Below are 25,266 nucleotides of genomic sequence, written 5' to 3'. Positions count from 1 at the left end.
CGCATCAGGCGTTCCTCCCGTCGAGGAAATTCCGCGGGTGCTGAGCCGCCCGCCCGTCCGAGGGAGAGCGCAATGGACGATCTAAAATACGGAACGCGCAACAAGCGCGGGGACTGGGCGCCGCACCAGCCGGTGGAAACCGCGCCGCTGTTCGTCTTTCCGCCCCGCCTCCTGGCGGTGCTGAAATGGCTGCCGCACTATTTCTTTCCGTGGAATGCCGTTTTCGCGGCCTCCGCCGTCGCCTACTGGGCCTGGGTGGTCCCCCCGGTCGAGACGATGCAAAGCCTCGGCCTCGGCTGGGCCGCCTGGCTCTATGCGGTGAACGCTCTCTGCGTGCTCCTCTTCTACGGCGCCTTCGAGGTGCATCTCTACGTGCTGAAGCGGCAGGAAAACCGCTTCAAGTACAACGGAAAATTCCCCGCCGACCAGAAGAACAAGGCCTTCTGGTTCGAAAGCCAGAACCTCGACAACATCCTGCGCACGTTCCTTTCGGGCGTTACCATCTGGACGGGAATCGAGGTTGCCATGCTCTGGGCCTATGCCAACGGCTATGCGCCCTGGCTGAGCTTTGCGGAAAATCCGTGGACGCTGGCGCTCGTCGCCCTCGTGGTGCCGATCATCCATGAATTCCACTTCTTCTGCATCCACCGGCTCATCCACACGCCGTTCCTCTACAAGTGGGTGCATTCCGTCCACCACAATTCGGTGAATCCGTCGCCCTGGTCGTCACTGTCGATGCATCCGGTCGAGCACCTGCTCTATCTCGGCACCGCCTTCTACCACCTGGTCCTGCCGTCCAACCCCGTCCTGATGCTCTACCAGCTCCATTATGCCGGCTTCGGCGCCATTCCCGGCCATGTCGGCTTCGACAAGGTGGAGGTCGGCGAGGAGACGCTGGTCGATAGCCACGCCTATGCGCACTACCTGCACCACAAATATTTCGAGGTGAACTACGGCGATGCCCTGATCCCGCTCGATAAGTGGTTCGGCACCTGGCACGACGGCTCGGCGGAAGGCGAAGCCCGCATGCAGGACCGCTACCGCAAGCGCAAGGAGAAGCTTGCCGCCCGCAAGGCCCGCGCGGAAGTCCAGGGAGCCGCCGAATGAGCTGGGTATCCGTCTGCAAGTTCGAAGAGATCGAACAGGAAGGCGCCGTCCGCTTCGACCATGGCGGCCGCACTTACGCCGTCTACCGCGCGCCGGACGACAACGTCTACTGCACGGCGGGCCTGTGCACCCACGAGGCGATCCATCTCGCCGACGGGCTGGTCATGGATTTCGAGGTGGAATGTCCCAAGCATTCCGGTGCCTTCGACTATCGCACCGGCGAGGCCCTGCGCCTGCCGGCCTGCGAGAACCTGAAAACCTATCCCGCCGAGGTGATCGACGGAGAGGTTCGCGTCGCCCTCGGCTAGGGCGTGCGCCGGAAAGCGGGCCCGTCGGGCCTCCGGAGTGCGAGCGGGTGGACCGGCACCCACATTGGGAGGATACCATGAAATCCATGTGTCTGGCGGCCGTTCTGGTCGCCTTGATGGGAAGTGCTGCGGCAGCCGAGACGATCGGCGTCTCGATGCAGAGCTTCGACAACAACTTCCAGACCCTTCTGCGCGAGGGGATCGGCGCGCGGGCCGCCGAGGTGGGCGGCGTCAATGTCCAGGTCGAGGACGCCCAGACCGACATTTCCAAGCAGCTCAACCAGGTGAACAACTTCATCGCCGCAGGAGTGGACGCGATCATCATGACGTTGACGGATACGTCCGCCGCCCCCGGCATCAGCGAGGCAACCGAAAAGGCCGGCATCCCGCTCGTCTATCTCAACCTCGAGCCCGACAATGTCGGTGCGCTGCCGCAAAAACAGGCCTATGTCGGATCGAAGGAGGCAGATTCCGGCGAACTCGGGGCGCAGGCTGCCTGTTCGCTGCTGAAGGAGAAGGGCAAGGCGAGCGATGCGCAGGTCTATATCCTGATGGGCGACCTTGCCCACCAGGCCTCGCGCGACCGTACCTCCTCGTTCAAGGACGCGCTGGCCGCCGGCGACTGCAAGGGCGTCACCATCGCCGACGAACAGTCCGGCGCCTGGGCGCGCACCAATGCCATGGATCTGACGACCAACTGGATCACCGCCGGCCAGCCGATCGACGTGGTCTTCGCCAACAATGACGAGATGGCGATCGGCGCGATCCAGGCCCTGAAGGCCGCAGGCGTCTCCATGGACGACGTGATCGTCATCGGCATCGACGCGACGCAGGACGGCCTTGCCGCCATGGCGGCGGGCGATCTCGACGCCACCGTGTTCCAGAACGCCAAGGGCCAGTCGGCAAGCGCGGTGGATGCCGCGGTGGCGCTGGTGCGCGGCGAAGCGATCGAAAAGCAGGTCTGGGTGCCCTTCGAGCTCGTCACGCCGCAGAACATGGCCGACTACGCCAGCCGGAACTGATCCTCCCCGACCGGCGCCCGGCGCCGGTCCTTTCCACGGAGACCAGCATGGACGACATCGTCATCATCGGGGCGGGCGAGGCCGGCACCCGCGCGGCCTTTGCCGCCCGTGAAGCCGGCTTTTCCGGCACCGTCACGCTGATCGGCACGGAGCCGCACCTGCCCTATGAGCGGCCGCCGCTTTCCAAGCCGCTGGACGGAGCCGTGCAGATGAAGGCGATCTGCACCGCCGAGGCCCTGGAAGCCGCCGGCATCGCCTATCACCGGGATATCACCGCCACGGGCATTGATGCCAAAAACCGCACCGTGACCCTCGGCGATGGCCGGACATTGCCCTATGGCAGGCTGCTCCTGGCCACCGGCGCCCGGCCCCGCCGGCTGGCGTGCCCCGGCGCCGGGCGCGCGCTCGACTTCCGTACCTATCGCGATGCCGCAACCCTCTTTTCAAGCGTAGAGGCCAGCGAGCCTGCCGCCATCGTCGGCGGCGGGCTGATCGGCATGGAGCTTGCCGCGGTGCTGCGCGACAAAGGCGTTGCCGTCAGCGTCATCGAGGCGGCGGCAAGACCGCTCGGGCGGGCGGTTCCGCCCCGCTTTGCCGAGCGGCTGCATGCCCGGCACCGGGAGGAGGGTGTGTCCTTCCATCTCGGCCTCGGCATAGCCGAAATCACCCCCGATGCCGTCGTGCTCGCCGATGGCAGCCGCGTTGCCGCCCGCACCGTCATCTCGGCCATCGGCGTGCTGCCCGATATCGCGCTTGCCCAAAGGGCAGGGCTCGCAACGGCGAACGGCATCCTCACCGACCCCTTCCTGTGCACGAGCGACCCGCATATCTTCGCCGCCGGCGACTGCGCCGCCGTCGCGCAGCCGGGCGGCGGCGCCACGCGGTTCGAGAGCTGGCGCAACGCGCGCAGCCAGGCCGAGACGGCCGCGCGGAACATGACCGGTGCCCACGAAGCGTTCGCCGCCCTGCCGTGGTTCTGGTCCGATCAATACGATCTCGGCCTGCAGGTGACGGGCCTGCCCCAGCCGGGGCACCAAAGCATCCTGCGCCCGGTCGCAGGCGGCGAACTGGAATTCTACCTTGCGGACGGACGCCTCGTGGCGGCGGCGGGCCTTGGCACCGGCAACGGGGTGGCAAGGGACATCAAGCTGGCGGAAATGCTGATTGCCGCCGGCATCGAGCCCGATCCCGCCGCGCTCGCCGATCCGGCCGTCAACCTCAAGGCGCTGCTTAGAAGCGCAAGGGCCGCCTGATGCAGAGGCTCCTCGTCTTCCAGTCGCTCTGGGCCATGGAACGCCGCCACACGGACGGCCATGAGCGCAGCCTTGCGGAAAACATCGCGATGATCACCGGGGCGGGATTCGACGGCGTCAGCGCGCACTATACCAATCGCGCGGACGTCGCCCGCCTCGACGTGGTCCTGCGCGGCACCGGCCTGAAGATCGAAGGCGTGTGTTTTCCGCGCACCGTCGATGACCTGCGCCTGCCGCTGGAACTGGCCGCCGAATTCCCGGTCAGCCACATCAACTTGCAACCCGATATCCGGCCGCGCCGGATCGAGGATTGCCTGCCGCTTCTCGACGGCTGGATGCGGCTTGCCGAGGCGGCGGGCATTCCCGTCTATATCGAGACGCATCGCGACCGGATGACCACGGACCTCTACTTCACGCTCGATCTGCTCGACCGGCGGCCCGACCTGCCGCTTCTCGCGGACCTGTCGCATTTCCTCGTCGGCCGGGAATTCGCCTTTCCGGTTTCAGAGGAGAACCATGTGCTGATCCGGCGCATCCTCAAGAATGCCCATGCCTTCCATGGCCGCGTCGCTTCGCGCGAGCAGGTGCAGGTCGAGCTTTCCTTTCCGCATCACCGCCCCTGGGTCGATCTCTTCGGCGAATGGTGGAAGGAGGGTTTTCGCGACTGGCGGTCCCGCGCGGCAAAGACCGCCGCGCTGGTCTTCACCTGCGAACTCGGGCCGAAGCCCTATGCGATCACCGGCCGGGACGGCAACGACACGACGGACCGCTGGGAAGAATCGCTTCAGCTCCGCCGGATGGCGCTCGACCTCTGGGCCGCCAGCGCCGCGCCCGGCCGGTATGGTTAACGAAACACTACCGGTCCATCGACACAAGCAGCGCCGCGGGCGCCTCGGCGAAGAGGGCTGAAAGCGGGAGGTCCCTGCCGAGGACGAACGGGTCTCCCGTGAGGACGGAGCGCACGAGCCGGCCAGCAAGAGGGGAGGGCAGGGCGATGGCGCCCCCGCGCAAAGCCGTCTCCCGCAGCAAAAGGGTATCCGGCTCCACCTTTCCAAAGGTGAGGCGGGGAACGGCGACGATGGCGAAAGCCTGTTGCGTGCTGCGCAGGAAGGCCAGCGCGCCGCCACCGGAAACGGCAAGGGGCCGGTAGGGTCCCGAGAAGGGGAGGGGGGTCTTGCGCCTTTCCCTCAATACGGTCGCCATCAGCCATTGCTTGTAGAGGGGGAAGTTCGCACCGGTCGGCTCGGGCCTTGCGGGGATCGTCATGCCGGCAATATCCGGCACCGCCCGGTTGTCGGGGTCGACGAGGGAGAAATCGCAGCGCTCGCTGCCCTGATAGACATCGGGGATGCCCGGCGCCGTCAGCTTGATCATCGTCTGGCTGAGAGCGTTCATCCGGCCAGCATCGACGAAGGGCGCGAGCGTCGCGTCGAAATCGCGCAGGAAGGCCTCGTGCCGCATCGCTCCCTCGATGAAATCGCCGACCAGCCGCTCATATTCGAGATCGGGCTCCGTCCAGCGCGTGGCGCGTTTTGCCTCGCGCAGGGCCTTGGTTGCGTAAAGCCCCATCCGCTCTCCGAGCCTCCGCAGCGCGGCGGGGTCGTCTGCGGCGCCGGGCGTCCAGACGCCGGCGAACGACTGGTAGAGAAGCCATTCCACCTCCGGCTCCGGCACGGTTCGCCCATCGAACATAGTCCGCAGGGACGCATTGAGCGCACGCCACCGCCCTGTCGCGGCAATCCAGGCCTCCGGCGCCTCGGTGAGCGTATAGAGCCGCGCGCGGGCATCCTCGCCCCGCTTCGTATCATGGGTCGCGCTTGCCGACAGGCCACCCGGCATGGTCTCCGCCCGATACGCCATGAAGGCATCGAAGGCGGGCACGCCGCCGACCGGCGCACCGGGATCACCGCCGACCTCGTTGAGGGCGATGACCGCGTTTTCCCGATAGAAGAGGGTATCCTCCACCGCCTTTGCCATGATCGGGCCGCTGAGCTGCTGGAAGCGCCGGCGGAATTCGGCGCGCAAGTCTGCCTCGCTCGGAACCGGATCGTCGACGAGAAGCGCAGCGACGAAATCGACCGCGGACCGCACACCGTCCGACGCCTGTTCGATCGCGTCCCTGCACACCGCCCGAGCCAGGGCGCGATCGCCTTCGGGCACGACGCTCGCCGTCGTATAGGTGCGATAGACCGGAAGCGCGATGACGAAGGCACGGATCGCCTCGGCCACCACATCACCGTCGAAGGGGAGCCCGCCCGCATCGGCGAGGGTCCTTGCAACGCGCGCGACACCCGCCACCTCGCCGGCGAAATTCTCCGTCAGCATCTGCCGCTTGGCGCTTCGCCTTTCCTCGGCATGGGAGCATTGGCGGTGCGGCGGCTTCAGCCCGTCGAAAGCCTGCTGCAAGCGCTTCCGCCCCCCTTCGTCGACAAGAACATCCGCCAGCGCCCCGATGAATTCATAGCCCGTCGTGCCCTGCACGGGCCAATCCGCCGGGAAAGTCTCGCTCCTCTCCAGGATCTTTTCAACGACGATGCAGGGGTCAGGGCCGATGGCGGCCCGCAGAAGCCCGAGATAGCCGCGCGGATGGGCAAGCCCGTCGATATGGTCGATCCTGAGCCCGTCCACGATCCCCTCGCGCACGAGATCGATGATCAGGCGATGGCTGTCCTCGAAGACGCCGGCATCCTCCATGCGCATGCCCGCGAGGCCCGCGATCTCGAAGAAGCGGCGATAGGTAAGGTGCCGGCCGGCCGTCTTCCAATCGGTCAGCCGCCAGGGCTGCGCGTCGTGGGCGGCGCGAAGCCGGGCAGCGTCCCGCGATATCGCCGCCAGCCCTTCGGCGATGGCCTCGACAGCATCCGGTGCCGAAAGCATACCGGCGAGGCGGCACAGGGTTCCCGCCTCGTCCGCGGGATCGAAGGAGGCGCCGGCCGCGCACAGAGCGGCAAGCGTGGGCTCTTCCGCATCTCCCAGAACCTGCGGGTAGCTGCGCGGATGAAGCGGATAGAAGGTGTCGTGGTAGCGAAGCGCCGGCAGCCCGTCGCGGGGATCGAGCGCGAGGCGCATCGTCCCGCTCGCCCGTTCCGCGTCGAAATCGCCGCCGAGGAAGGGAAGCGTCAGGCGCTCGGACCAATCGATATCGAAATACCGGGCGAAAGGGCTCTCCAGGCCCCATGTCACGACACTCCGCCACCAGGGATTTTCCAGATGCGCGGCCATGTGGTTGGGAACGATGTCGAGGATGAGCCCCATGCCGCGGGCGTGAAGATCGCCGGACAGGCGCCGCAGGCCGTCGAGCCCGCCAAGGCACGGATCGATCTCGTTCGCCTGCGTGATGTCGTAGCCATGGGTCGAGCCGTCGACCGCGGTCATGACGGGCGAGGCGTAGAGGTGGCTGATGCCGAGGGCATCGAGATAGGGGACGAGCCGGCACGCGCCGTCAAAATCCATGCCGTTGCGAAACTGGAGGCGATAGGTCGAGCGGATGGGGATCAAGACGGTGCCTCGCTGGCCGGCCGCGGGAAGCGCTCAGGTCCGTTGGCGCTTGAAATCCGATTGCGAGACGACGCCGGCCAGCCGGTTCTGCCGGTCGAGCACGGCGAGGCGGCGCAGATGCAGCGACTGCATGTTGGCGAGCACTCCCTCCGGCTCCTCGTCGTCGAAGCAATAGGTGATGTTGGTCGTCATGACGTCGGCGACCCTGGTCGTTTCCGCGTTCAGCCCCGGCGCGACGGCCCGCAGGATGATGTCGCGATCCGTGAGGGTGCCGACGAGGCCGCTCGCATCCGCTACGGGCAGGAAGGCGATATCCCACTCCGCCATCAGGCTCGCGGCATATTGCAGGGTTTCCTCGGGCCGGACGAGATGGACATTGCGGGTCATGATGTCGCCGATGGGCATGGGGGCCTCTGGTTGAGCGTTTTCGTCAAGACAAAGCAGCGCCGCGCGAGTGTCTTTCCTAAGAACAGACGAGCACGGCTTTGGTTCCAACCGTGGCGCCGCGGGGCAGTGCCGCCGTGCGATCGACGGTGACGACAATCGACGGGCCGGCCGCCGCGTCCGCCGCCCGTTCGAAAATCGTCTCTCCCCCGGCCGCGGGCCAGGCCTTGCGTTCGGCCAGGTTGGCGCGCAGGCGAAGCGCCGCGGCGGGAAAATGCCAGTCCACGGCGAGAATGCCGTCCGGGGCGGGCAGGATCCGTGGCACGGCCTCGGCAGACAGCAGCGGCACGACATGCGCCTGCCGGAGCCGGATCAGGTCGCGCACGAAATCCGTCCGCCGCCGGCCCTCGGGGGAGGCCACGCGCAACCAGTCGAGCGTCGAGCGCCGCAACGTCTCCTCGGCGTTCGGGTCGGGAAGATCGTCCAGGCTGTGACCCGGGCCGAGCCCGCCGAATTTCTCCGCTTCCTGCCGGCGTCCCTCCAGCACGGCTCTGGCGAGGTCCCCGGAAAAATCGGCGAAGAAGAGGAAGGGGCGCGTTTCGCCGTAGTCGTCGCCCATGAAGAGCAGGGGCACGGGCGGGGCGAGCAGCAGCAGCGCCGTCATGACCTCGAAGAGCGACGGGTCGGTAAGCTGCTCCAGCCGGTTGCCGAAGGCGCGGTTGCCGATCTGGTCGTGGTTCTGCAGGAAGTTGACGTTGACCTGCGGCGGCAGGCGATCCTGCGGCGCCGGCCCCACGCGGTCGCGGCCGCGGTCCGCATGCACGAACCCCTTGGCGGCCGCCTCGCGCAGGAGCGCATAGGTGTCTTCCGCGAAAGGCGCGTAATGGCCCTGCCGTTCGCCTGTCGCGACGACGTGGAGCGCATGATGGAATTCGTCGTTCCAGCCAGCCGTATAGTGATGCACGGCGCCGCCGTCGCGGTTCAGCAGGCTCCTGCGGCTCAACTGGTCCTCGACGACGAGATGGACCTGCCGATCCGGCACGGCCTGCCGGATCGTCTCCGCCATTTCGATGAGGACATGCCGCTCGCTGTCGTCGACGATCTCCTCGGTCGCGTCGAGACGCAGGCCGTCGAACCGGTAGTCGACGATCCAGTGCAGCGCGTTGTCGATGAAGTAACGGCGCACCGGCGCGCGCTCGAAGGCCAGCGCCGCGCCCCAGGGCGTGTTGCGCTCAGGATGGAAGAACGGCGGGGCGATGCGCGGCAGGATGTTCCCGACCGGGCCGAAATGATTGTAGACGACGTCGAGCAGCACCATGATCCCATGGCCGTGGGCCGCGTCGACCAGCGCCTTCAGGTCGTCGGGCGTGCCATAGGCATTGTGCGGTGCATAGTGCAGCACGCCGTCGTATCCCCAGCCGCGCCGTCCGGCGAAATGCGCGACGGGCATGATCTCGATGGCCGTGATGCCGACGGCGCGCAGGTGCGCGAGCCGCTCGATCGCGGCGCGGAACGTGCCTTCCGGCGTGAAGGCGCCGACATGCAGTTCGTAGAGCACCGCCTCTTCCCACGGGCGGCCTTTCCAGCCCGGATGTCGCCAGGCATAGCCGGCATGGTCGATGACGATGGAGGGGCCTTCCAGCCCGCTCTCCTGCGCGTGCGAGGCCGGATCGGGAATGGTGAGGCCATCGGAAAGCCGGAAGGCGTAGCGATCGCCCGGCCGGACAAGCTCTGTCTCGACCGCATGCCATCCTTCGCCCGCCGGGCGCATGGCGATCTCGCGGCCCGCCGCAACGAGCGTGACCGTCTCTTCGGCAGGCGCCCAGAGGCGGAACCGTACCCGACCGTCTTTCAGGATTTCCGGTCCCCAGTGGTCTGGCGTCGACGATGCTGGCGTCATGCGGATCCCCCATCGCTGCGTGTAGGGGAGGGAACCGGGCAGCGGCGGAAATGTTCCGGAACAAATCCCGCCTTTTCGCGTTGCACCATCGCTCTTTCCGCACCCGACCGGCGCTTCCGTTCCTCCGGCAAAACCCGTCGCAGGTCGGTGGAGCATTCGCAGGCGATCCGGTCGGTAAGCTTGCCTGCGCGACAGAAGGGGACCCGCCGCATGAGCTACGCATTTTCCGAACTCGATTTCATGAAGCCGGAGCTCGGCGCCGAATTCACCGGCGAGGGCACGCATTTCGCCGTATTCTCGGCCCATGCCGAACAGATGGACCTCTGCCTGTTTTCCGAGGACGGGAAGGAGGAGACAGACCGCTTGGCGCTACCGAAGCGCGAAGGGGATATCTGGTCGGGCTATATCGCCGGCCTGAAGCCGGGCACCGTATACGGCTACCGGGCACACGGCCCGTACGATCCGAAAAACGGTCATCGCTTCAATCCGAACAAGCTGCTCCTCGATCCCTATGCCAAACAGGTCGTGGGCGAGATTGCCTGGGACGACGCCCTCTACGGCTACACGATCGGCGATCCGGCCGACGATCTCTCCTTCGACGCGCGCGACAGCGCGACCTTCATGGTCAAGGGCGTGGTGCAGGATCCGGATTTCGACTGGGCGGGCGATGCGGCCATCCGCCGGCCTTGGACCGAGACGATCATCTACGAGGCGCATGTGCGCGGCATGACGATGCGCCATCCCGGCGTGTCGGAAGCGCTGCGCGGCACCTTCATGGGCATGGCGAGCGACCCGATCATCGAGCATCTCGTCGACCTGGGGATTTCCGCCATCGAGCTCCTGCCGATCCAGTATTTCCCCGACGACCGGCATCTCCTGGAAAAGGACATGCGCAACTATTGGGGCTACCAGACGCTCGGCTTCTTCGCGCCGCAGCCGCGTTTTCTCTCCGGCCGCGCCGTCACCGAGTTCAAGACCATGGTCAAGCGCTTCCATGCCGCCGGCATCGAGGTGATCATGGACGTCGTCTACAACCACACGGCCGAAGGCTCCGAGCGCGGCCCGACCCTCAGCTTCCGTGGCCTCGACAATCTCAACTACTACCGCCTGTCGCCGGAGGACCTGCGCCACAGCTACGACACGACCGGCACCGGCAACACGCTCAACATCGCCCACCCCATGGTGCTGCGCATGGTGCTCGACAGCCTGCGCTACTGGGTCGGCGTCATGCATGTGGACGGCTTCCGCTTCGACCTCGCCAGCACGCTCGGCCGCACGCGGCATATTGAGTTCGACCGCGACGGCACGTTCTTCGACGCGATCCGGCAGGATCCGATGCTTTCCGGCGTGAAGCTGATCGCCGAGCCCTGGGATGTCGGCGACGGCGGCTACCAGGTGGGCGGCTTCCCGCATCCCTTCCGCGAATGGAACGACAAGTACCGCGACGACGTGCGCCGCTTCTGGAAGGGCGACGGCGGCCTCGTTTCGGGGCTGGCGACGCGGCTCACCGGCTCGTCCCCGCAGTTCAACCATTCCGACCGCGGCGCCACCTCGTCGGTCAACCTGATCAGCGCCCATGACGGCTTCACGCTCATGGACACGGTCTCCTACGACGGCAAGCACAACGAGGCGAACGGCGAGGACAACCGCGACGGTCATTCCGACAACCATTCGCACAATATGGGCGCCGAAGGCCCGACGCAGGACGAGGCCATCCGCGCGGCGCGCGACCGCCGCCGGCGCAACATGATCGCGACCCTCCTGCTCAGCCAGGGCGTGCCGATGCTGCTCGGCGGAGACGAACTCGGCAACAGCCAGAGCGGCAACAACAACGCCTATTGCCAGGACAACGAGACCGGCTGGACCGACTGGAGCGGCCTGGGCGATCCCTTCCTCGATTTCTGCAAGGGCGCCGTCTCCTTCCGGAAAGAGCATCCGGCGCTGCGGCAGGAGCGGTTCCTGACGGGCGAGGCGGGCGAGGATGGCACGGTCGACATCGCCTGGTACGGGCCGGACGGCGCCGTCATGACCGACGCCGCCTGGACGGACGGCAACCTGCGCACCCTCGGCCTCTTCCTCGCGAAGCCCGCGAACGGCGAGGCGGCGGACCAGCTTTTCATGGCCTTCAATGCCGGCGAGGAGGATTGCGCAATCACGCTGCCCGCGGTGAACGGCATCACGGCATGGAAAAGGGTTCTCGACACGGGAGCCGCGGAGGATGCCTTCGCCGAACACCCTGCCGAAAGCCCCGCCGTCGTCTACCCGGCGAGCATCGCCGTCTTCCAGCCGGCGGGCTGACGACAGACCATGGCGCCCGACAATCTCAAGGAGACCGGTCTCGTCTATGTCAGCGACAGCGAGCCGGGCATCCGGCGCCGGCGGACCGGCCGCGGCTTCTGCTATCGCCTGCCCGACGGCGCGCTGCTGCGCGATGCCGCCGAGAAGGCACGCATCGCCGCCCTCGGCCTGCCGCCGGCCTACGAGAATGTATGGATCTGCATAGAGGCCAACGGCCACCTTCAGGCCACCGGCTACGATGCGCGCGGGCGCAAGCAGTACCGCTATCATCCCGACTGGCAGGCGCTGAAAAGCGGCGACAAGTTCGACCAGCTCGTCGCCTTCGGCCATGCGCTGCCGAAACTACGGCGCGCGGTGAAGCGGGACCTCGACGGCGAGCCCGGCGCGGTCGCCACCATGCTGGCGGCGATCACCGTCCTGCTCGACGAAGCCCAGCTTCGCGTCGGCAACCGGGCCTATGCGGTGGAGAACAAGACCTATGGCGCGACGACCCTGCTCAAGCGCCACGTCACCGTCGCCGACGGGCGCATCGCGCTGCGCTTCACCGCCAAGGGCGGCAAGCGCGTGCGCCGGACGCTGAAGCATCCCCGCCTCCAGCGCCTGCTGGAAGACTGCGCCGACCTGCCGGGCCGACAGCTCTTCGTGTGGAAGGACGAGGGCGATCTCGTGCGGCCGATCGATTCGGGCCGGCTCAACGCCTATCTCGCCGAGATCTCGGGCATCGCCATTTCGGCAAAAACCTTTCGCACCTGGGCCGGCAGCCTTGCCGCCTTCGCCCATGCCCGCCGTGAGATCGAGGCCGGCGGGCGCCCGACGATCAAGGGCATGGCCGAGGCCGCGGCCGAGATCCTGCACAACACGCCGGCCATTGCACGGTCGAGCTATATCCATCCTGAGATCGTCGCGCTCGCCGAGACGCCGGAAACCCTTCGCCGCGCCTTGCGGCGCCCGGCGCTGGACATTTCGGGACTGCGAGTGGAGGAGGAGCGCCTGCTGCGCTTTCTCGAAAGCCCGAAAAGGGCGCAGCAGGGTTAGGGGGACCGCCTCAAGGGCGAAGGGCGAGCGCCTTGTCGCCTTTCGGCGGAGGGCGGCGGATCGCGTCGACCGCCCTGCGGGTGGCCTCGTCGGTATCGTTCGAGGTGCGTTTCGTCTTCAGATGTTCGGGCAGGGCGACCCGTTCGAGTTCGGCGCGCTCGCGCGCGGCCTGCTCCCAATGCTCGCGATCCTTGCCTTCCGGGCGGCCTTGCGCCTCCCACAGGCCATAGGCGCGCTTGCTGATCCATTCCTGGCGTTCGTCGTCCACGATAATGTCCCTTCGGTGGTGGCAGCGGCCTATGTCGCCGTCCATGAATTCACGCGGAAACCGGCTTCCTTGGCCGCCTCGATGAAGGCACGGCGCGCGAAGGCCGGGTCGTCGTCGCTTGTCAGCCCCTGCTCGCAGACGCTCTTGGCCATCAGCGCTGCAGGTCCGTCCTTGATCGGCCAGTGGTTCTTCAGGCACAGGAGTGCATCGCGCGTGCTCTGCACGCGAAGCACCTGCCTGTCGCCTTCGAGCACGGCGGCCTCGTCCCACAGCCGGTCGGTTGCAAAGATGGTCATTGCGGACCCTCCGTCGCGGGTCTTTCGGCGGGAACGTCGACAAGGCTGACGATGCCGACGACCCGCCGGTCGTCGTCCACCACCACGAGGCGGCGCACGCCCAATTCACGCATGCGGGCAGCCACCATCGCCGTGTCGTCGCCCTGGTTACACACTTCAGGCGACACGGTCATGAATTCGGCAATCGCCATGGAGGTTGAATGTCCCCGCCCCAGGACCGACACCACGATATCGCGATCCGTGATGATGCCGACGATGGCCCCGACGCCCGGCACCTCGACCGGCAGGGCGCCCACTTCGGTTTCGAGCATCAGCCGCGCGGCCGACTGGGCGGTGTCATTGGGCGAGACGGTCACGATCTGGGCGGACATCACGTCCTTCACAAGCATTTCCGTCGTCCCTTCAGAACCGTCCGTTGACGAGACTGCGGCCGTTCGGCGCGGCGGGCACGGCCACCTCCTCATGATCCTGCCGGCGGAGCGGCAGATCGACCTGCTGCGGCACGATCACCTGCGGGTCCCAGGAATTGCGGCGTTTGGCGATGTTCCGCAGGTCGGCATCGGGGGTGGCGGCGGGTTTGCGGGCAAGCGGCTTCTTCTTCTGGCGCACGGTGACCTCCTGCGAACGGCATTGTCTTTTTAGCAAACGCAGACACCCCCGCTTGGTTCCGCAAAAAAGCCGGGAACCGACGTGCTTCCCGGGCATTGTTGTCGAGCCAAATCGACAACAATGCAGAGGGGCCGCGGATGCTGTTTGCAGGAAAGGTCGCCCTCGTCACCGGCGCGGGCTCCGGGATCGGCAAGGCCACGGCACTGGCGCTCGCCCGTTACGGGGCGAGCGTCGGGGTGCTGAGCCGCAGCGCCGACGAGGTGGCGGCGGTCGCAACCGAGATCCGCCGGCAGGGCGGCGCGGCTCTGGCGCTTCCGGCGGATGTGGCGGACGAAGCATCTATGCGCGCCGCCGTCGAACAGCTTGCGAGTGCCTTCGGCGGCCTTCACATCGTCGTCGCCAATGCAGGCGTTAACGGCGCCTGGGCGCCGATCGACGACCTGACGCCGGCCGAATGGGACGAGACGATCGCCATCAACCTGCGCGGCACCTACTTGACGCTCCATCTCACCGTGCCGCTGCTCAAGCAGGCGGGGGAGGGGGCGATCGTCGTCGTCTCCTCGATCAACGGCACGCGTACCTTCACCACGCCGGGCGCGACCGCCTATGCCGCCACCAAGGCGGCGCAGGTCGCCATGGTGCAGCAACTGGCGCTGGAACTCGGCAAGGTCCGCATCCGTATCAATGCCGTGTGTCCCGGTGCCATCGAGACCGACATCGACGACAATACCGAACAGCGCGGGACGGAAGAGGCAGGCATCCCCGTCGTCTGGCCCGAGGGCGATATCCCGGTCTCGCAGGGCAAGCCCGGCACGGCCGACGAGGTCGCCGATGCGATCCTCTTCCTCGCCTCCTCGAAGGCCCGGCACATTACCGGCATCCCGCTGTGGATCGACGGCGGGCAGGGCCTGTTGCGCTAGCGGCGGCGTTTCGGCCGGGCGTCGTTTGACGCGGCAGGGGCGTGCCCTATCTCCTTTCGCGGTCCCTTCCGCCCGCGCGCCGGGAGGAACGGAAGAGTGCCGGAGTGCTTGAAAGAGATGCCGAATGGGGTTTGAGAAGGGCCGGGACGCAGAAGTGGAGAGCTATCCGTTCCTCAGCGGAGGCGGGGGCGCCGCCGTGCTGATCGCCGGGTTCGACTGGTCCCGGACGCCGCTCGGCTCCCTCGCCGAATGGCCCCAGAACCTCAAGGCGACGACGGGCCTCCTGCTTCGCTCGCCCATGCCGATCGTCCTGTTGTGGGGCCAGGACGGCATCATGATCTACAACGACGCCTATTCCGCCTTCGCCGGCGGGCGACACCCGGCCCTCTTCGGCAGCAAGGTCCGCGAGGGATGGCCGGAGATCGCCGATTTCAACGACAATGTCATGAAAGTCGGCCTTGCGGGCGGCGCGCTCGCCTACAGGGACCGCGAACTGACGCTCCTGCGGCACCGCAGCGAACCGGAACAGGTCTGGATGAACCTCGACTGCTCGCCGGTGCTCGACGCGGACGGACGGCCTGCCGGCGTCATCGCCATGGTGGCCGAGACCACGGCCCGGGTGAAGGCCGAGGAGCGGCTGAAGGCGGAGCGCGAACAGGCCTGCGCGCTCGCGGAGGCGGAGGAGCAGCTTCGCCAGGCCCAGAAGATGGAATCGATCGGCCAGTTGACGGGCGGCGTCGCGCACGACCTCAACAATCTCCTGCAGATCATCTCCGGCAATCTCCAATTGCTCGGTAAGGACGTGGCGGGCAACGGCCGGGCGGAGCAGCGGGTCGCCAATGCCATTGCCGGCGTCAACCGCGGCTCCAAGCTTGCCAACCAGCTTCTCGCCTTCGGCCGCCGGCAGGCGCTGGAGCCGAAAGTCATCGATATCGGCCGCTTCGTCCTGACGCTGGAGGCGCTTTTGCACCGCACGATCGGCGAGGCGATCGAGATCGAAACCATCCGCTCCGGCCGCATGTGGAATGCCTTCGTCGATCCTTCGCAGATCGAGAACGCCATCCTCAACCTCGCGATCAATGCGCATGACGCCATGAACGGCACCGGCAAGCTGACGATCGAGGTGGGCAATGCCCATATCGACGACGCCTATGCCCGGCAACACCCGGATATCCCGGCCGGCCAATATGTCCTCATCGCCGTCACCGATACGGGCGAGGGCATGGAGGCGGACGTTCTAGGACGCGCCTTCGAGCCCTTCTTCTCCACCAAGCCGGCCGGCAAGGGCAGCGGCCTCGGACTGTCCATGGTCTACGGCTTCGTCAAGCAATCGGGCGGGCATGTGAAGATCCGCAGCGCGCCGGGGGAGGGCACGACGGTGCGCCTCTACCTGCCACGCTCGCTGGAGGAGGAGGAGGATCGCCTCGCTGAGGCGGACTTCGGTCCGCTCACCGGCGGCACCGAGACGATCCTGGTGGCCGAGGACGACGACGAGGTGCGCACGACGGTCGTCGAGATGCTGGGCGACCTCGGTTATTCGGTGCTGAAGGCGCGCGATGCGGCCAGCGCGCTGTCGGTCATCGAAAGCGGCTTGGCCATCGACCTGCTGTTCACCGACGTCGTCATGCCGGGGCCGCTTAGCAGCCCCGACCTTGCCCGCAAGGCCCGCGAGCATCTGCCGAACCTCGCCGTGCTCTTCACCTCCGGCTACGCCGAAAACTCGATCGTTCATGAGGGCAGGCTCGATGCCGGCGTCGCTCTCCTCTCAAAACCCTACAGCCAAGAGACGCTGGCCCGGAAGATCCGCGCGAGCCTCGCCGGCCGGCCGCCGCCACCGTCGCCGCCCGCGCAAACCGCGGCGAACGGCGCTGGGACGGGGACACGGGAAACAAGGCGGCTGACGATCCTGCTGGTCGAGGACGACTTCCTGATCCGGCTCAATGCCGTCGATCTCGTGCAGGAACTCGGCCACGAGGTGGTGGAGGCGGCGACGGCGGAACAGGCCTTGCCGCTGCTGAAGGAACGGCGCTTCGACGTCCTTCTCACCGATATTGGCCTGCCCGTCATGTCGGGGGCGGATCTTGCCGTCCACGCCCGGACGCAGCACACGGATATCGGCGTCGTCTTCGCCACCGGCCACGACCGCCGGCCCGCCGTTCCCGGCGACCGTGCCCCCGTGCTGCTGATGAAGCCCTACGACAGCCGCGAGATCGCCATCGCCATCGCCGCCGCGATCGCCTGAGGAGGTTTTGCACGATGCGCGCGTCCTTGCGGGAACATTGCGGGGCTTTGCGGGTTTGGCGGAAATATCCCCGAAGAGGAGGCCGTTCCATGCCTGCAAAATCGAAAGCCCAGCAGAAGGCTGCCGGGGCCGCGCTCGCCGCCAAGCGCGGCGATATCAAGAAGAGCGAACTGAAGGGCGCCTCGCGCAGCATGGAGAAATCCATGTCCGAGGGCGAGCTGAAGGAAATGGCTTCGACAAAGCGCAAGGGCAAGCCCGAGCACGCTTCGAAATCCGCCTGACGCCGCTGACCGGGGAGGAACCGATGCGCGTACTGATCGTCGAGGACGAATTCCTGATCGCCAAGCTTCTGGAAAATGTGGTGGAGGACGACGGCTTCGAGGCCATCGGCCCGGTCTCGACCGTGGAGCAGGCGCTCGCCTATGCCCCGCGCGCCGATATCGCCCTGGTCGATCTCAGCCTTTCCGACGGAAACAGCGGCCAGCTTCTCGCCCGGCGGCTGATCGATCGCTTCGGCATCGACATCATCTTCGTGACGGGCGATCCCGCCTCCGTGCAGCAGGGTTTCGACGGGGCGCTCGCGGTGGTCAACAAGCCCTTTCGCGACGAGGAGATCACCGGCGCGCTGGCCATGGCGCTGGACAAGCGCAGCCGTTCCGTCGCCCGTCCGGCGGCGATGGAAAAGCCCGCGCTCTAATAGTCGACAAGCCGCATCTCCACCTCCGGCGTGCCGAAGCGCGGCTGGACGCCGAGGAGCGGCGCAACACGCTGGATGATCGCCTTGATCATCGGTGCGGCGGTGGAGGCCGCGGTTCGCCCGCCGCGTTCGCCCGTGCGGGGCGCATCGATGATCGAAAGGACGACATACCGCGGCCGGTCCATCGGGAAGGCGGCGACGAAGGCGTTGAAGTTGATCGTCTTGGCGTAGCGCCCGTCGATGACCTTGTCGGCCGTTCCGGTCTTGCCGCCGACGCGGAAACCTTCTGCCTGCGCGTTTCGGCCCGATCCATTCTGGCCGTTCCAGTCGTAGAGGAAGCGCATGTCGGCGCTCGTCTTGTCCTTGAGGACACGCGTCGCAAGCGCCTGCGCCTCGGCCTTCGAGCGCGGCAGGAAGGTCGGCGGGATGAGATAGCCGCCGTTCATCAGCGCGGCGGCCGCGACGGCCGTCTGCAAGGGCGTGGTGGCGACGCCGTGGCCGAAGGAGATCGTCGCGGAATGGATCTTCTTCCACGTCCGCGGCTGGGTCGGCGTCGCTACGCCCGGCATCTCCGTCACCGGTTTCGTGAGCAGGCCGAGCTTGGTGAGGAATTGCCGGTGGCCGTCGATGCCGACCATGTCGGCCACCGCGGCGGTGCCGATATTTGAGGAATACTGGAACACTTCCGGGATGGAGAGCGGGCGGTTCCTGCCCTTGAAATCCCGGATGGTGAAGCCGCCCATGCGGATGGGGCGGGAGGCGTCGATGACGGAACCCAGCGTGATCTTGCCCGCGTCGAGGCCCATCGCCAGGGTGAAGCTCTTGAAGGTCGAGCCCATCTCGAAGGTGGCGTTGCTGATGCGGTTGAACCAACCCTTCTCATACTCCTTGTCGACGCTTCCGTCCGCCAGGGTGCGGGACGGCGCGTTCGGGTCGTAGTCCGGAACCGAGGCCATGGCCAGCACCTCGCCGGTCTCCACGTCGAGGATGACGGCGCCGGCCGCTTCCGCCTCGTAGTCGGTCATCGCCTTGGCGACGACGGTGCGCACGATGTTCTGGACGCGCAGATCGATCGACAGGCGGACCGGCGCAAGGCGCGCGTCGTCCGTCAGCCCGGCCGCCCTGAGGTCCGCCAGCCCCTGCTGGTCGAGATAGCGCTCCATGCCCGCAAGGCCCTGGTTGTCGACATTGACATGGCCGACGATATGCGCGGCGGTGGCGCCGCCCGGGTAGAACCGGCGCTTTTCCGGCCGGAAGCCGATACCGGGAAGCCCAAGCGCCAGGATGTCGGCCTGCTGCTTGGGCGTCAGTTGCCGACGCAGCCACTGGAACGCCGTGGGAGAGCGCAGCTTCCTGTGCGTTTCGCCCCAGTCGAGGTTCGGAATGACGAGAGCGAGCTTTTCCACCACCTCGTCGGCATCGACGATGCGGCGCGGATCGGCATAGAGGGAGACCATGTGCAGGTCCGTCGCCAGCAGCTCGCCGTGGCGATCTACGATGTTGGGGCGCGAGGCGACGGCATGGCCGGTGCCGCCGATCGACGCGGAGACGACCGGCTCGGAAAGGCCGTATTGCAGGAGGCGCCCGCCGATCAGAAGATAGGCCGCCGAGAAGATCGCGAACACGATCGCCACTCGCTGCCGCGCCTGCCTGCCGCGGCGCGCATTGGTGCCGACGAACGCCTCGCCCCGGGCGCGAAGGCCCCGGTCGAAGACGAAATGCGCGCGGCTCTTCAGCCCGATGACGAACGAGATCATTCCAAAGCAATCCAGGCCCTGTCGCGGCGAGCGAAGGGCGGATCCCTGCGCGTCGACGGGAGGAACCTGCATGCAGGCGGCCGGGAAACCAAGGAAAGAGTGGGCGCGCGCCGGCGCGCGATTAAATTTGCATTAATATACATTTAAAGTCGTATCGACCGGCTTAACGATCCGTTTGGGAGGCAGTCTTCGAGAAAAAATCGAAAAGCTGTGCGCATGCGCTGGAAAAAGCAGCACGAACCGCACGCGCCATGTAAACTCACGGACATGGATTCGCGCGCCCGCCCCCCTGTTCCCGCCGCCCTGCCGCCGCTGCTCCTGCCCGGCTGGACGCTGCCGCGCGGCCGGACGCCCGATGAGCTCGACGCCGCCTTCGCCGCCGGCGTCGCCCTCAAGACCCTGGATGACCTCGTTCGCAGCGAGCCGGTCTGGGCCGGCTGCTGGCGCGCGCGCCGGGCGCTTGCCTGCGCCGTTGCCGCCGTCCGGCTGGCGGGCAGGGGAGAGGACGAGGCGGCGCTGCGCGACGCGGCGCTGCTGACGGCGCCGGGCGATGATCCGGGACCGGCCGGAAAGTTCTTCCTGGCATTCGGCAGGCTCGCCGGCCGCAAGGGCGCCATCACCTCGAAATTCGTGGCGGAGCTTGCCGATCTCTTCGGCCTTGCCTGGGACGAGCGGCTTGGTGCAGCTGTCGATCACGCCGAGGCCGTCCTCCAGTCGGGCCGCCCGGCGCCCTTCGCGGCGGCCGATCTCGTCGCCGCCATCCATGCCGAGCGGCCGGATGCCGAACCGCTCGCCTGGGCGCTCGGCGATGCGGTAATCGCGGAAAAGCTCAAATGGCAGCGCCCCGTGCCGTTGCTGATGGCAGAGCGCCATGGCCCGGCCTTCCGCACGCTCGGGGGCAGGGGGCGGGTGCGCCCGGGCGATCCGGGTTTTCCGCGCGCCGTCTGCCTTGCCCTGGCCGAAGGCGCCGGGGCGGCGCTGCAATCGGCCGGCGAGGTGGCGCGTCGCGCCGACCAGCTTCTCGCCGCCGCGCCGAAGGTGCGCACCAAGGGGGCGGGCGCCGTCATCCGCAAGCTGCTCGACGAGGACGCCATCCCGGCCTCCGCGCGCAGCACCAACCTTTCCCGCTGGGCGAGCACCCGGCTGTTCGAGCGGCTGGAGGGCTTCGGCGCCGTGCGCGAACTGTCGGGCCGCACCACCTTCCGGATCTTCGGGCTGTGACGATGACCGGACCGACCGCTCAGAAGGCCGGCAGGACGAAGGCGGAGAAGGAAATCCTCTTCGACCGCGAGTTGGAGGACCTGCCGCCGGACCTGCGCTGGCGCGAATGGATGCTGCGCATCGAGGCCGTCATCTTCGCCGCGGCCGAACCGGTGACGCGCGAGACGCTGTCGCGCATCGTCGGCAGCAATTGCAGCATCGACCTCCTCATCGACGACCTCAAGGAAGACCTGCACGGACGCCCCTACGAGATCGTCGCCGTCGCCGGCGGCTGGCAACACCGGACCCGCCTGCGCTACACCGACGTAATCCGCGCCTCCGCCGCGCCGACGCGCGGGGGCGGGGCGCTGCTTTCGGAATTCGAGGCGATGGTGCTGATGGCGGTGGGCTATTTCCAGCCGGTCACCCGCAGCGAGCTGTCAAAAATCTTCGGCAAGGAGGTCAGTCGCGACACGATCGGCGCGCTGCGCAATGCCGGCTTCATCGGTTCGGGACCGCGCAGCCCGACGCCCGGCGCGCCCTACACCTATGTGACGACCAAACAGTTCCTCTCCGCCTTTGGCCTGCAGACGCTGCGCGACCTGCCGGATATCGAGGCGCTGGAAGACGCCGGCTTGCTGAGCCGCAAGGAGATGCTGGACGAGACCCTGCCCGCCCCGGCGGATGACGGCGAAGAATAAACGGGCCGGGCATCGCCGCCTGTCCCCGAAGCTACCCCTTCTCGCCCGGCATTACCTCGGCCGGGATGGGCAGACATAGGGTTTTCCGTCCCTCTTCTCCAGCCATTCGCGTTTCGCCTCGGCAAGCAGGGCCGGGGCGGTCATCAGCGAAACCCCCAGCGGCAGCACCACCCTCGTCATTGACGATAGAGCTGCAGGCCCTCACGCGCCGGCGACAGGCGGCTCTTGTTCCGGTCGAACAGGCGCACGCCGAGATAATCCCCCAACTCCTGCAACAGCCGGCTGGCATTCGACTGCGAAATGCCGATCTCGGCGGCCGCCGCCAGCGTCGAGCCCGTCGCGGCGATCGCGTCGTAGGCCTCGATATGTTTCAGGCTGATCGCGGCACTCGATGCCTTGCCCATGGCGCTGCCCGGTAACCCTATCCGCAAACCGCATAAGATTGCGGCCCTGCCGAAAGTCGAACAGTTTCGCCCGCGAACCAAGCTCACGGAAAGACATTCGTCAATGACCGGCGTTCTTCTCGATATATCCGGCAGGCTCGCATCACGAACCGAATTCTCCGCAAATGCCATCGAGCGCGCCCGCGACGCTGTCCTCGTTCCGGCAGCCCTCATGAAGGGCTCGCTCAGCCTCGTGGATTTCGCCGGTGGCGGCGGCCACCTTCGCGCGCCCGGCCTTGTGGCGCGCATGCGGTCGATCGCCATGCAGTCCTGCACCGCCGAGGAGGAACACGGGCACGAAAGGCTCCTCCTTCTCGTCGCCGTGACACTCCGCGACGGCCGCCGCCTCACCGCATCCCGCCTGCATGCACGGGGTGCCGCGGAAGACCCGCTCGGCGCGGAGGACCGCAGGGCAAAGTTCATCGACTGCATGGCGTGGGCGGGAGACACGGCCGGCGACGCCTCCCATGCGCGCCCCGCCGTCATGATCGACGGCGACGACGTCCGGCGCGCGCTCGGCGGTCTCTTCGACGATGCCCTGCCGGCGGCGGCGTGTCCTCAGGCCCCGTCGACCTCCCGCTTCTCCTTCGCATAGCGCACCAGCGCGAGGAACCGGTAGATGCCGTGCACGAACTTGCCGTAGGGCATGGTGACGAACAGGCTGAAGACGACCCCGAGATGCAGCGCGAGCAGCAGGCCCATGGCCGGCGTTGCGCGCAGGACCAGCAGCAGCAGGCCGGTCAGGCTCGTCAGGAACAGCATGACGAGGAAGGCGACGTCCATGCCGGTGCGAGAATCGTCCTTGAGAACGGGATCGCGCCGCCATTTCGCATGGAGCAGGCCGGCCGGCCCGACGAGCAGGCCGATACCGCCCAGCGTGCCGAGCACGACGGGGAGATCGTAGACAGGGTAGGGGGCTTCGAGGCCGAGGAGATAGTGATAGAGCGTCGCCGTCGAGGTCGCGGCAAAGCACAGCACGAAGCCGTAGAACGTCATGTGGTGATAGAGGCGCCGCCGGTCGGTCGGCCGGTCGTCCTCGTTCATGCAGCCGACCCCGCCGCCGTCGAGATAGCGCAGGCTCCCGGCATCCTTCATCGCCTGCCAGATGGAGGCGGGCTCGCCGAGCGTTCCGGCGGGCGCACCGATATCCTTCCAGAAGGCGCGAATGCCCATCGCCATCGCCACCACGGAATAGGCGAAGGCCGCGCCGAAAAGCAGGGCCATCGCATTGTGCGGCATCAGCGTGTAGAAGGCGCCGGGGCCGGTATGCACGCCGAAGAGCACGGCCGGGTCGTGCCAGGCTGCGAAGCCGGCGATGAAGAGCGCGACGCTCAGCGCCGCGATCAGGCTGATCGCCAGGCCGTTGCGATGGAAAAGACCGGAAAAGGCGCGCGGCCAGGCATAGGCCTGGTAGGAATCGTTGCGCACGATCGCCAGCGTCTTCGGCACGTTCACGTCGAATTCGTGCGGCGGCGAGAACTGGCAATCGTGGAAGCAGGCGCCGCAGCTATGACAGAGATTGGCGAGATAGTTGAGATCGCCGTCCGAAAAGGCCCGCCGCATTTCCATGGCGGGAAAGACCGCGCAGAGCCCTTCGCAGTAGCGACAGGAATTGCAGACCGTCATCAGGCGGTCCGCCTCGGCAAGGCTGGCCGTCGCGTGCGTCGGCAGGAGCGGGGTCTGGATGTTCATGCGGCCTCCGGGGGCTGGCTTGCGGACGAAACGAGACGGGCGGCCTCTCGCCCGGCGATACGGCCGAAGACACTGCCGATCGTCATGCCGATGCCGGCGGCATAGCCCTGGCCGAGCACGTTGCCAGCCATGATTTCGCCGGCGGCGAACATGTTGGCGGCCGGCCCGCCATCCGCCATCACCATGCGCGCCGCCCGGTCCACCTTGACGCCGAGATAGGTAAAGGTGATGCCCGGCCGGACCGGATAGGCATAGAACGGCGCCGTCCCGATGCGCCGCGCCCAATGGGTCTTGGCCGGTTCGAGACCCTCGGTGCGACAGTCGTCGAGGATCGTGTGGTCGAAGGTGCCGGGCCGGACGGCAGCATTGAAGCCGACCACCGTGCGCTCCAGCGCCGCGGGTTCCAGCCCCAGCTTCCCCGCAAGTTCGCCGATCGTGTCGGCCTTTACCGGCGGGAAGAGCGACGGCATGAAGAGTTCGAGCGACGGCGCGTCGAAGACGATATAGGCGATCTGGTCCGGCTGGGCGGCGACGAGCCGTCCCCAGATGGCATAGCGTTTCGGCCAGACGTCTTCACCCTCGTCGTAGAAACGCTCGGCATGCTTGTTGACGACGATGCCGAAGACGACGCAGTCGAGGCGCGTGATGATGCCGCCATCGAATTTCGGCGCGCGCGCGTCGATCGCGACGGCATGACACTGGGTCGGGTCGCCGATCTGCATCACGCCCCTGTCGATCAGCATCCTCAGCACGGTGCCGCGGTTGTAGGGCGTGCCGCGGATCAGGAAGTTCTCGGCGATGTCACCCCAGCCTTCCTTCAGCCAGTCGATATTCGCCTCGAAGCCGCCGCTGGCCGCGATGAAGGTCTTCGCCCGGATGGCGACGTCCCTGCCGGCATGCCGCACGGTGGCGGAACGGAACCGCGTGCCCTCGATCGCAAGGTCCACGACCTCGGCGTCATAGACGACCGCGACGCCGAGGCTTTCGGCCGTGCGGTAGAGCGCGTTGAGCATCGCCCGCCCACCGCCGAGGAAGAAGGAATTGGTGCGCCCCAGGCTGAGCGTGCCGCCGAGGGAGGGCTGGAAGCGCACGCCCTGCTCGACGATCCAGGTCAGCATCTCCTTGGATTCGGCGATCATCATGCGCGCCAGCGCCTCGTCCGTCCGCCCGCCGGTCACGCGCAACAGGTCGTCGAAGAACTCCTCCTCGCTGTAGGGGCCGGAGAGCGTTTCGGTCGCCGCATCGTGCGCGCAGCGCATGTTGCGAGTGTGGCGCGTGTTGCCGCCGCGATAGAAATGCGGCGCGCCCTCGACGACGATGACGCGCGCGCCGGCACGCCTGGCGCTGAGCGCCGCGCAGAGCGCCGCATTGCCGCCGCCTGCGATGAGCACGTCGTACTGTGTCGATCCGTCGAGCATCCTGAGCTGTTCCACCTTTGTCGCATCTGCGTCGTTCTTACTGCACACATTTGTATACAGTCAAGCATATGACGGCACGACGCCCGCCGCCGCACGGCATCGATCGGTAAATCAGAAATAAAAACAGGGCCTCGCAATTGGAGAAGCCCCCGTTCGCCGAACGGCAGTATGCAAATGGATACATCAGTGTAGCGGGCGGTGCGGAAATTATCTATAAC

Annotated in this window: 24 protein-coding genes and 1 pseudogene; 14 read left to right on the top strand and 11 right to left on the bottom strand. The window is 67.1% G+C overall.

Annotated elements, in window-relative coordinates; genetic code table 11:
- The first annotated feature begins 72 nt into the window (after positions 1-72).
- The 5 genes from AB3G45_RS00575 to AB3G45_RS00555 all read left to right on the top strand — a co-directional run bounded on the left by AB3G45_RS00575 (position 73) and on the right by AB3G45_RS00555 (position 4,538).
- On the top strand, positions 73-1,107 hold the full coding sequence (locus AB3G45_RS00575) for a sterol desaturase family protein (RefSeq protein ID WP_367828730.1): 1,035 nt from the start codon (positions 73-75) through the stop codon (positions 1,105-1,107).
- Positions 1,104-1,415, top strand: a complete 312-nt coding sequence (locus AB3G45_RS00570) for a MocE family 2Fe-2S type ferredoxin (protein ID WP_367828729.1) — start codon at positions 1,104-1,106, stop codon at positions 1,413-1,415. Before AB3G45_RS00575 ends, AB3G45_RS00570 begins: the two co-directional genes overlap by 4 nt.
- Positions 1,416-1,492: 77 nt before the next feature.
- Positions 1,493-2,437: a substrate-binding domain-containing protein gene (locus AB3G45_RS00565; protein WP_367828728.1), complete on the top strand. Its 945-nt coding sequence runs from the start codon at positions 1,493-1,495 to the stop codon at positions 2,435-2,437.
- 47 nt (positions 2,438-2,484) lie between these two features.
- The gene (locus AB3G45_RS00560; protein ID WP_367828727.1) at positions 2,485-3,690 is read left to right on the top strand and encodes an NAD(P)/FAD-dependent oxidoreductase; all 1,206 of its coding nucleotides are present in this window, start codon (positions 2,485-2,487) and stop codon (positions 3,688-3,690) included.
- Positions 3,690-4,538, top strand: a complete 849-nt coding sequence (locus tag AB3G45_RS00555) for a sugar phosphate isomerase/epimerase family protein (RefSeq protein WP_367828726.1) — start codon at positions 3,690-3,692, stop codon at positions 4,536-4,538. Before AB3G45_RS00560 ends, AB3G45_RS00555 begins: the two co-directional genes overlap by 1 nt.
- 7 nt (positions 4,539-4,545) lie before the next feature.
- Here AB3G45_RS00555 and treY read toward each other — a convergent pair whose 3' ends face one another.
- The 3 genes from treY to treZ are packed head-to-tail and all read right to left on the bottom strand — an operon-like array spanning position 4,546 to position 9,472.
- Positions 4,546-7,188 (bottom strand): malto-oligosyltrehalose synthase, encoded by a 2,643-nt coding sequence (gene treY / locus AB3G45_RS00550; RefSeq protein WP_367828725.1) that lies wholly within the window; start codon positions 7,186-7,188, stop codon positions 4,546-4,548.
- A gap of 33 nt (positions 7,189-7,221) precedes the next feature.
- On the bottom strand, positions 7,222-7,593 hold the full coding sequence (locus AB3G45_RS00545; protein WP_367828724.1) for a CBS domain-containing protein: 372 nt from the start codon (positions 7,591-7,593) through the stop codon (positions 7,222-7,224).
- A gap of 58 nt (positions 7,594-7,651) precedes the next feature.
- The gene (gene treZ, locus AB3G45_RS00540; RefSeq protein ID WP_367828723.1) at positions 7,652-9,472 is read right to left on the bottom strand and encodes a malto-oligosyltrehalose trehalohydrolase; all 1,821 of its coding nucleotides are present in this window, start codon (positions 9,470-9,472) and stop codon (positions 7,652-7,654) included.
- A gap of 210 nt (positions 9,473-9,682) precedes the next feature.
- Between treZ and glgX the strand changes: the two genes are divergently transcribed.
- Positions 9,683-11,770: a glycogen debranching protein GlgX gene (gene glgX, locus AB3G45_RS00535; RefSeq protein ID WP_367828722.1), complete on the top strand. Its 2,088-nt coding sequence runs from the start codon at positions 9,683-9,685 to the stop codon at positions 11,768-11,770.
- Between the two features lie 9 nt (positions 11,771-11,779).
- The gene (locus AB3G45_RS00530; RefSeq protein WP_367828721.1) at positions 11,780-12,805 is read left to right on the top strand and encodes a DNA topoisomerase IB; all 1,026 of its coding nucleotides are present in this window, start codon (positions 11,780-11,782) and stop codon (positions 12,803-12,805) included.
- A gap of 10 nt (positions 12,806-12,815) precedes the next feature.
- Here AB3G45_RS00530 and AB3G45_RS00525 read toward each other — a convergent pair whose 3' ends face one another.
- Genes AB3G45_RS00525 through AB3G45_RS00510 form a run of 4 tightly spaced genes read right to left on the bottom strand, consistent with a single transcriptional unit; the run spans position 12,816 to position 13,978 of the window.
- On the bottom strand, positions 12,816-13,073 hold the full coding sequence (locus AB3G45_RS00525; protein ID WP_367828720.1) for a DUF2934 domain-containing protein: 258 nt from the start codon (positions 13,071-13,073) through the stop codon (positions 12,816-12,818).
- 29 nt (positions 13,074-13,102) lie between these two features.
- A complete protein-coding gene (locus AB3G45_RS00520) occupies positions 13,103-13,363 on the bottom strand; it encodes a DUF982 domain-containing protein (RefSeq protein WP_367828956.1) in 261 nt (86 codons plus the stop codon).
- A 2-nt stretch (positions 13,364-13,365) separates the two neighbouring features.
- On the bottom strand, positions 13,366-13,758 hold the full coding sequence (locus tag AB3G45_RS00515) for a cyclic nucleotide-binding/CBS domain-containing protein (RefSeq protein WP_367828719.1): 393 nt from the start codon (positions 13,756-13,758) through the stop codon (positions 13,366-13,368).
- 13 nt (positions 13,759-13,771) lie between these two features.
- Complete coding sequence (locus AB3G45_RS00510; RefSeq protein ID WP_367828718.1) at positions 13,772-13,978, bottom strand: hypothetical protein; 207 nt, start codon at positions 13,976-13,978, stop codon at positions 13,772-13,774.
- A gap of 137 nt (positions 13,979-14,115) precedes the next feature.
- Between AB3G45_RS00510 and AB3G45_RS00505 the strand changes: the two genes are divergently transcribed.
- From AB3G45_RS00505 to AB3G45_RS00490, 4 genes are all read left to right on the top strand, one after another.
- Positions 14,116-14,898: an SDR family oxidoreductase gene (locus tag AB3G45_RS00505; protein WP_367828717.1), complete on the top strand. Its 783-nt coding sequence runs from the start codon at positions 14,116-14,118 to the stop codon at positions 14,896-14,898.
- A 124-nt stretch (positions 14,899-15,022) separates the two neighbouring features.
- Complete coding sequence (locus AB3G45_RS00500; protein ID WP_367828716.1) at positions 15,023-17,140, top strand: response regulator; 2,118 nt, start codon at positions 15,023-15,025, stop codon at positions 17,138-17,140.
- A gap of 89 nt (positions 17,141-17,229) precedes the next feature.
- Positions 17,230-17,421: a DUF3008 family protein gene (locus tag AB3G45_RS00495; RefSeq protein WP_367828715.1), complete on the top strand. Its 192-nt coding sequence runs from the start codon at positions 17,230-17,232 to the stop codon at positions 17,419-17,421.
- A gap of 23 nt (positions 17,422-17,444) precedes the next feature.
- The gene (locus AB3G45_RS00490) at positions 17,445-17,837 is read left to right on the top strand and encodes a response regulator (RefSeq protein WP_367828714.1); all 393 of its coding nucleotides are present in this window, start codon (positions 17,445-17,447) and stop codon (positions 17,835-17,837) included.
- Here the strand turns inward: AB3G45_RS00490 and AB3G45_RS00485 are convergent.
- Positions 17,834-19,594, bottom strand: a complete 1,761-nt coding sequence (locus AB3G45_RS00485; RefSeq protein WP_367828713.1) for a peptidoglycan D,D-transpeptidase FtsI family protein — start codon at positions 19,592-19,594, stop codon at positions 17,834-17,836. The two genes, AB3G45_RS00490 and AB3G45_RS00485, sit on opposite strands and share 4 nt — an antisense overlap.
- 267 nt (positions 19,595-19,861) lie before the next feature.
- On the opposite strand from AB3G45_RS00485, the gene AB3G45_RS00480 reads away from it, so the two are divergent.
- Both AB3G45_RS00480 and AB3G45_RS00475 read left to right on the top strand, forming a co-directional pair.
- Entirely contained in the window at positions 19,862-20,815 is a 954-nt protein-coding gene (locus AB3G45_RS00480) for a DUF1403 family protein (protein WP_367828712.1), read from the top strand.
- A gap of 2 nt (positions 20,816-20,817) precedes the next feature.
- Positions 20,818-21,495 (top strand): SMC-Scp complex subunit ScpB, encoded by a 678-nt coding sequence (locus tag AB3G45_RS00475; protein WP_367828711.1) that lies wholly within the window; start codon positions 20,818-20,820, stop codon positions 21,493-21,495.
- 191 nt (positions 21,496-21,686) lie between these two features.
- Here the strand turns inward: AB3G45_RS00475 and AB3G45_RS00470 are convergent.
- Positions 21,687-21,963 (bottom strand): annotated as a pseudogene (locus AB3G45_RS00470) (LysR family transcriptional regulator); the annotation flags it as partial.
- A gap of 39 nt (positions 21,964-22,002) precedes the next feature.
- Here AB3G45_RS00470 and AB3G45_RS00465 point away from each other — a divergent pair.
- Positions 22,003-22,533, top strand: coding sequence for a hypothetical protein (locus AB3G45_RS00465; protein WP_367828710.1), 531 nt, complete (start codon positions 22,003-22,005; stop codon positions 22,531-22,533).
- On the opposite strand, the gene tcuB is transcribed toward AB3G45_RS00465, so the two are convergent.
- On the bottom strand, positions 22,497-23,630 hold the full coding sequence (gene tcuB, locus AB3G45_RS00460; protein ID WP_367828709.1) for a tricarballylate utilization 4Fe-4S protein TcuB: 1,134 nt from the start codon (positions 23,628-23,630) through the stop codon (positions 22,497-22,499). The genes AB3G45_RS00465 and tcuB overlap by 37 nt on opposite strands.
- Complete coding sequence (tcuA, locus tag AB3G45_RS00455; RefSeq protein WP_367828955.1) at positions 23,627-25,048, bottom strand: FAD-dependent tricarballylate dehydrogenase TcuA; 1,422 nt, start codon at positions 25,046-25,048, stop codon at positions 23,627-23,629. Before tcuA ends, tcuB begins: the two co-directional genes overlap by 4 nt.
- Positions 25,049-25,266 lie beyond the last annotated feature (218 nt).

Source organism: Shinella sp. S4-D37, from assembly GCF_040812195.1.
Taxonomy (GTDB): Bacteria; Pseudomonadota; Alphaproteobacteria; order Rhizobiales; family Rhizobiaceae; genus Shinella.
Note: the sequence above shows the minus strand (reverse complement) of the source record. Positions and strands in the feature narration are given on the sequence as shown.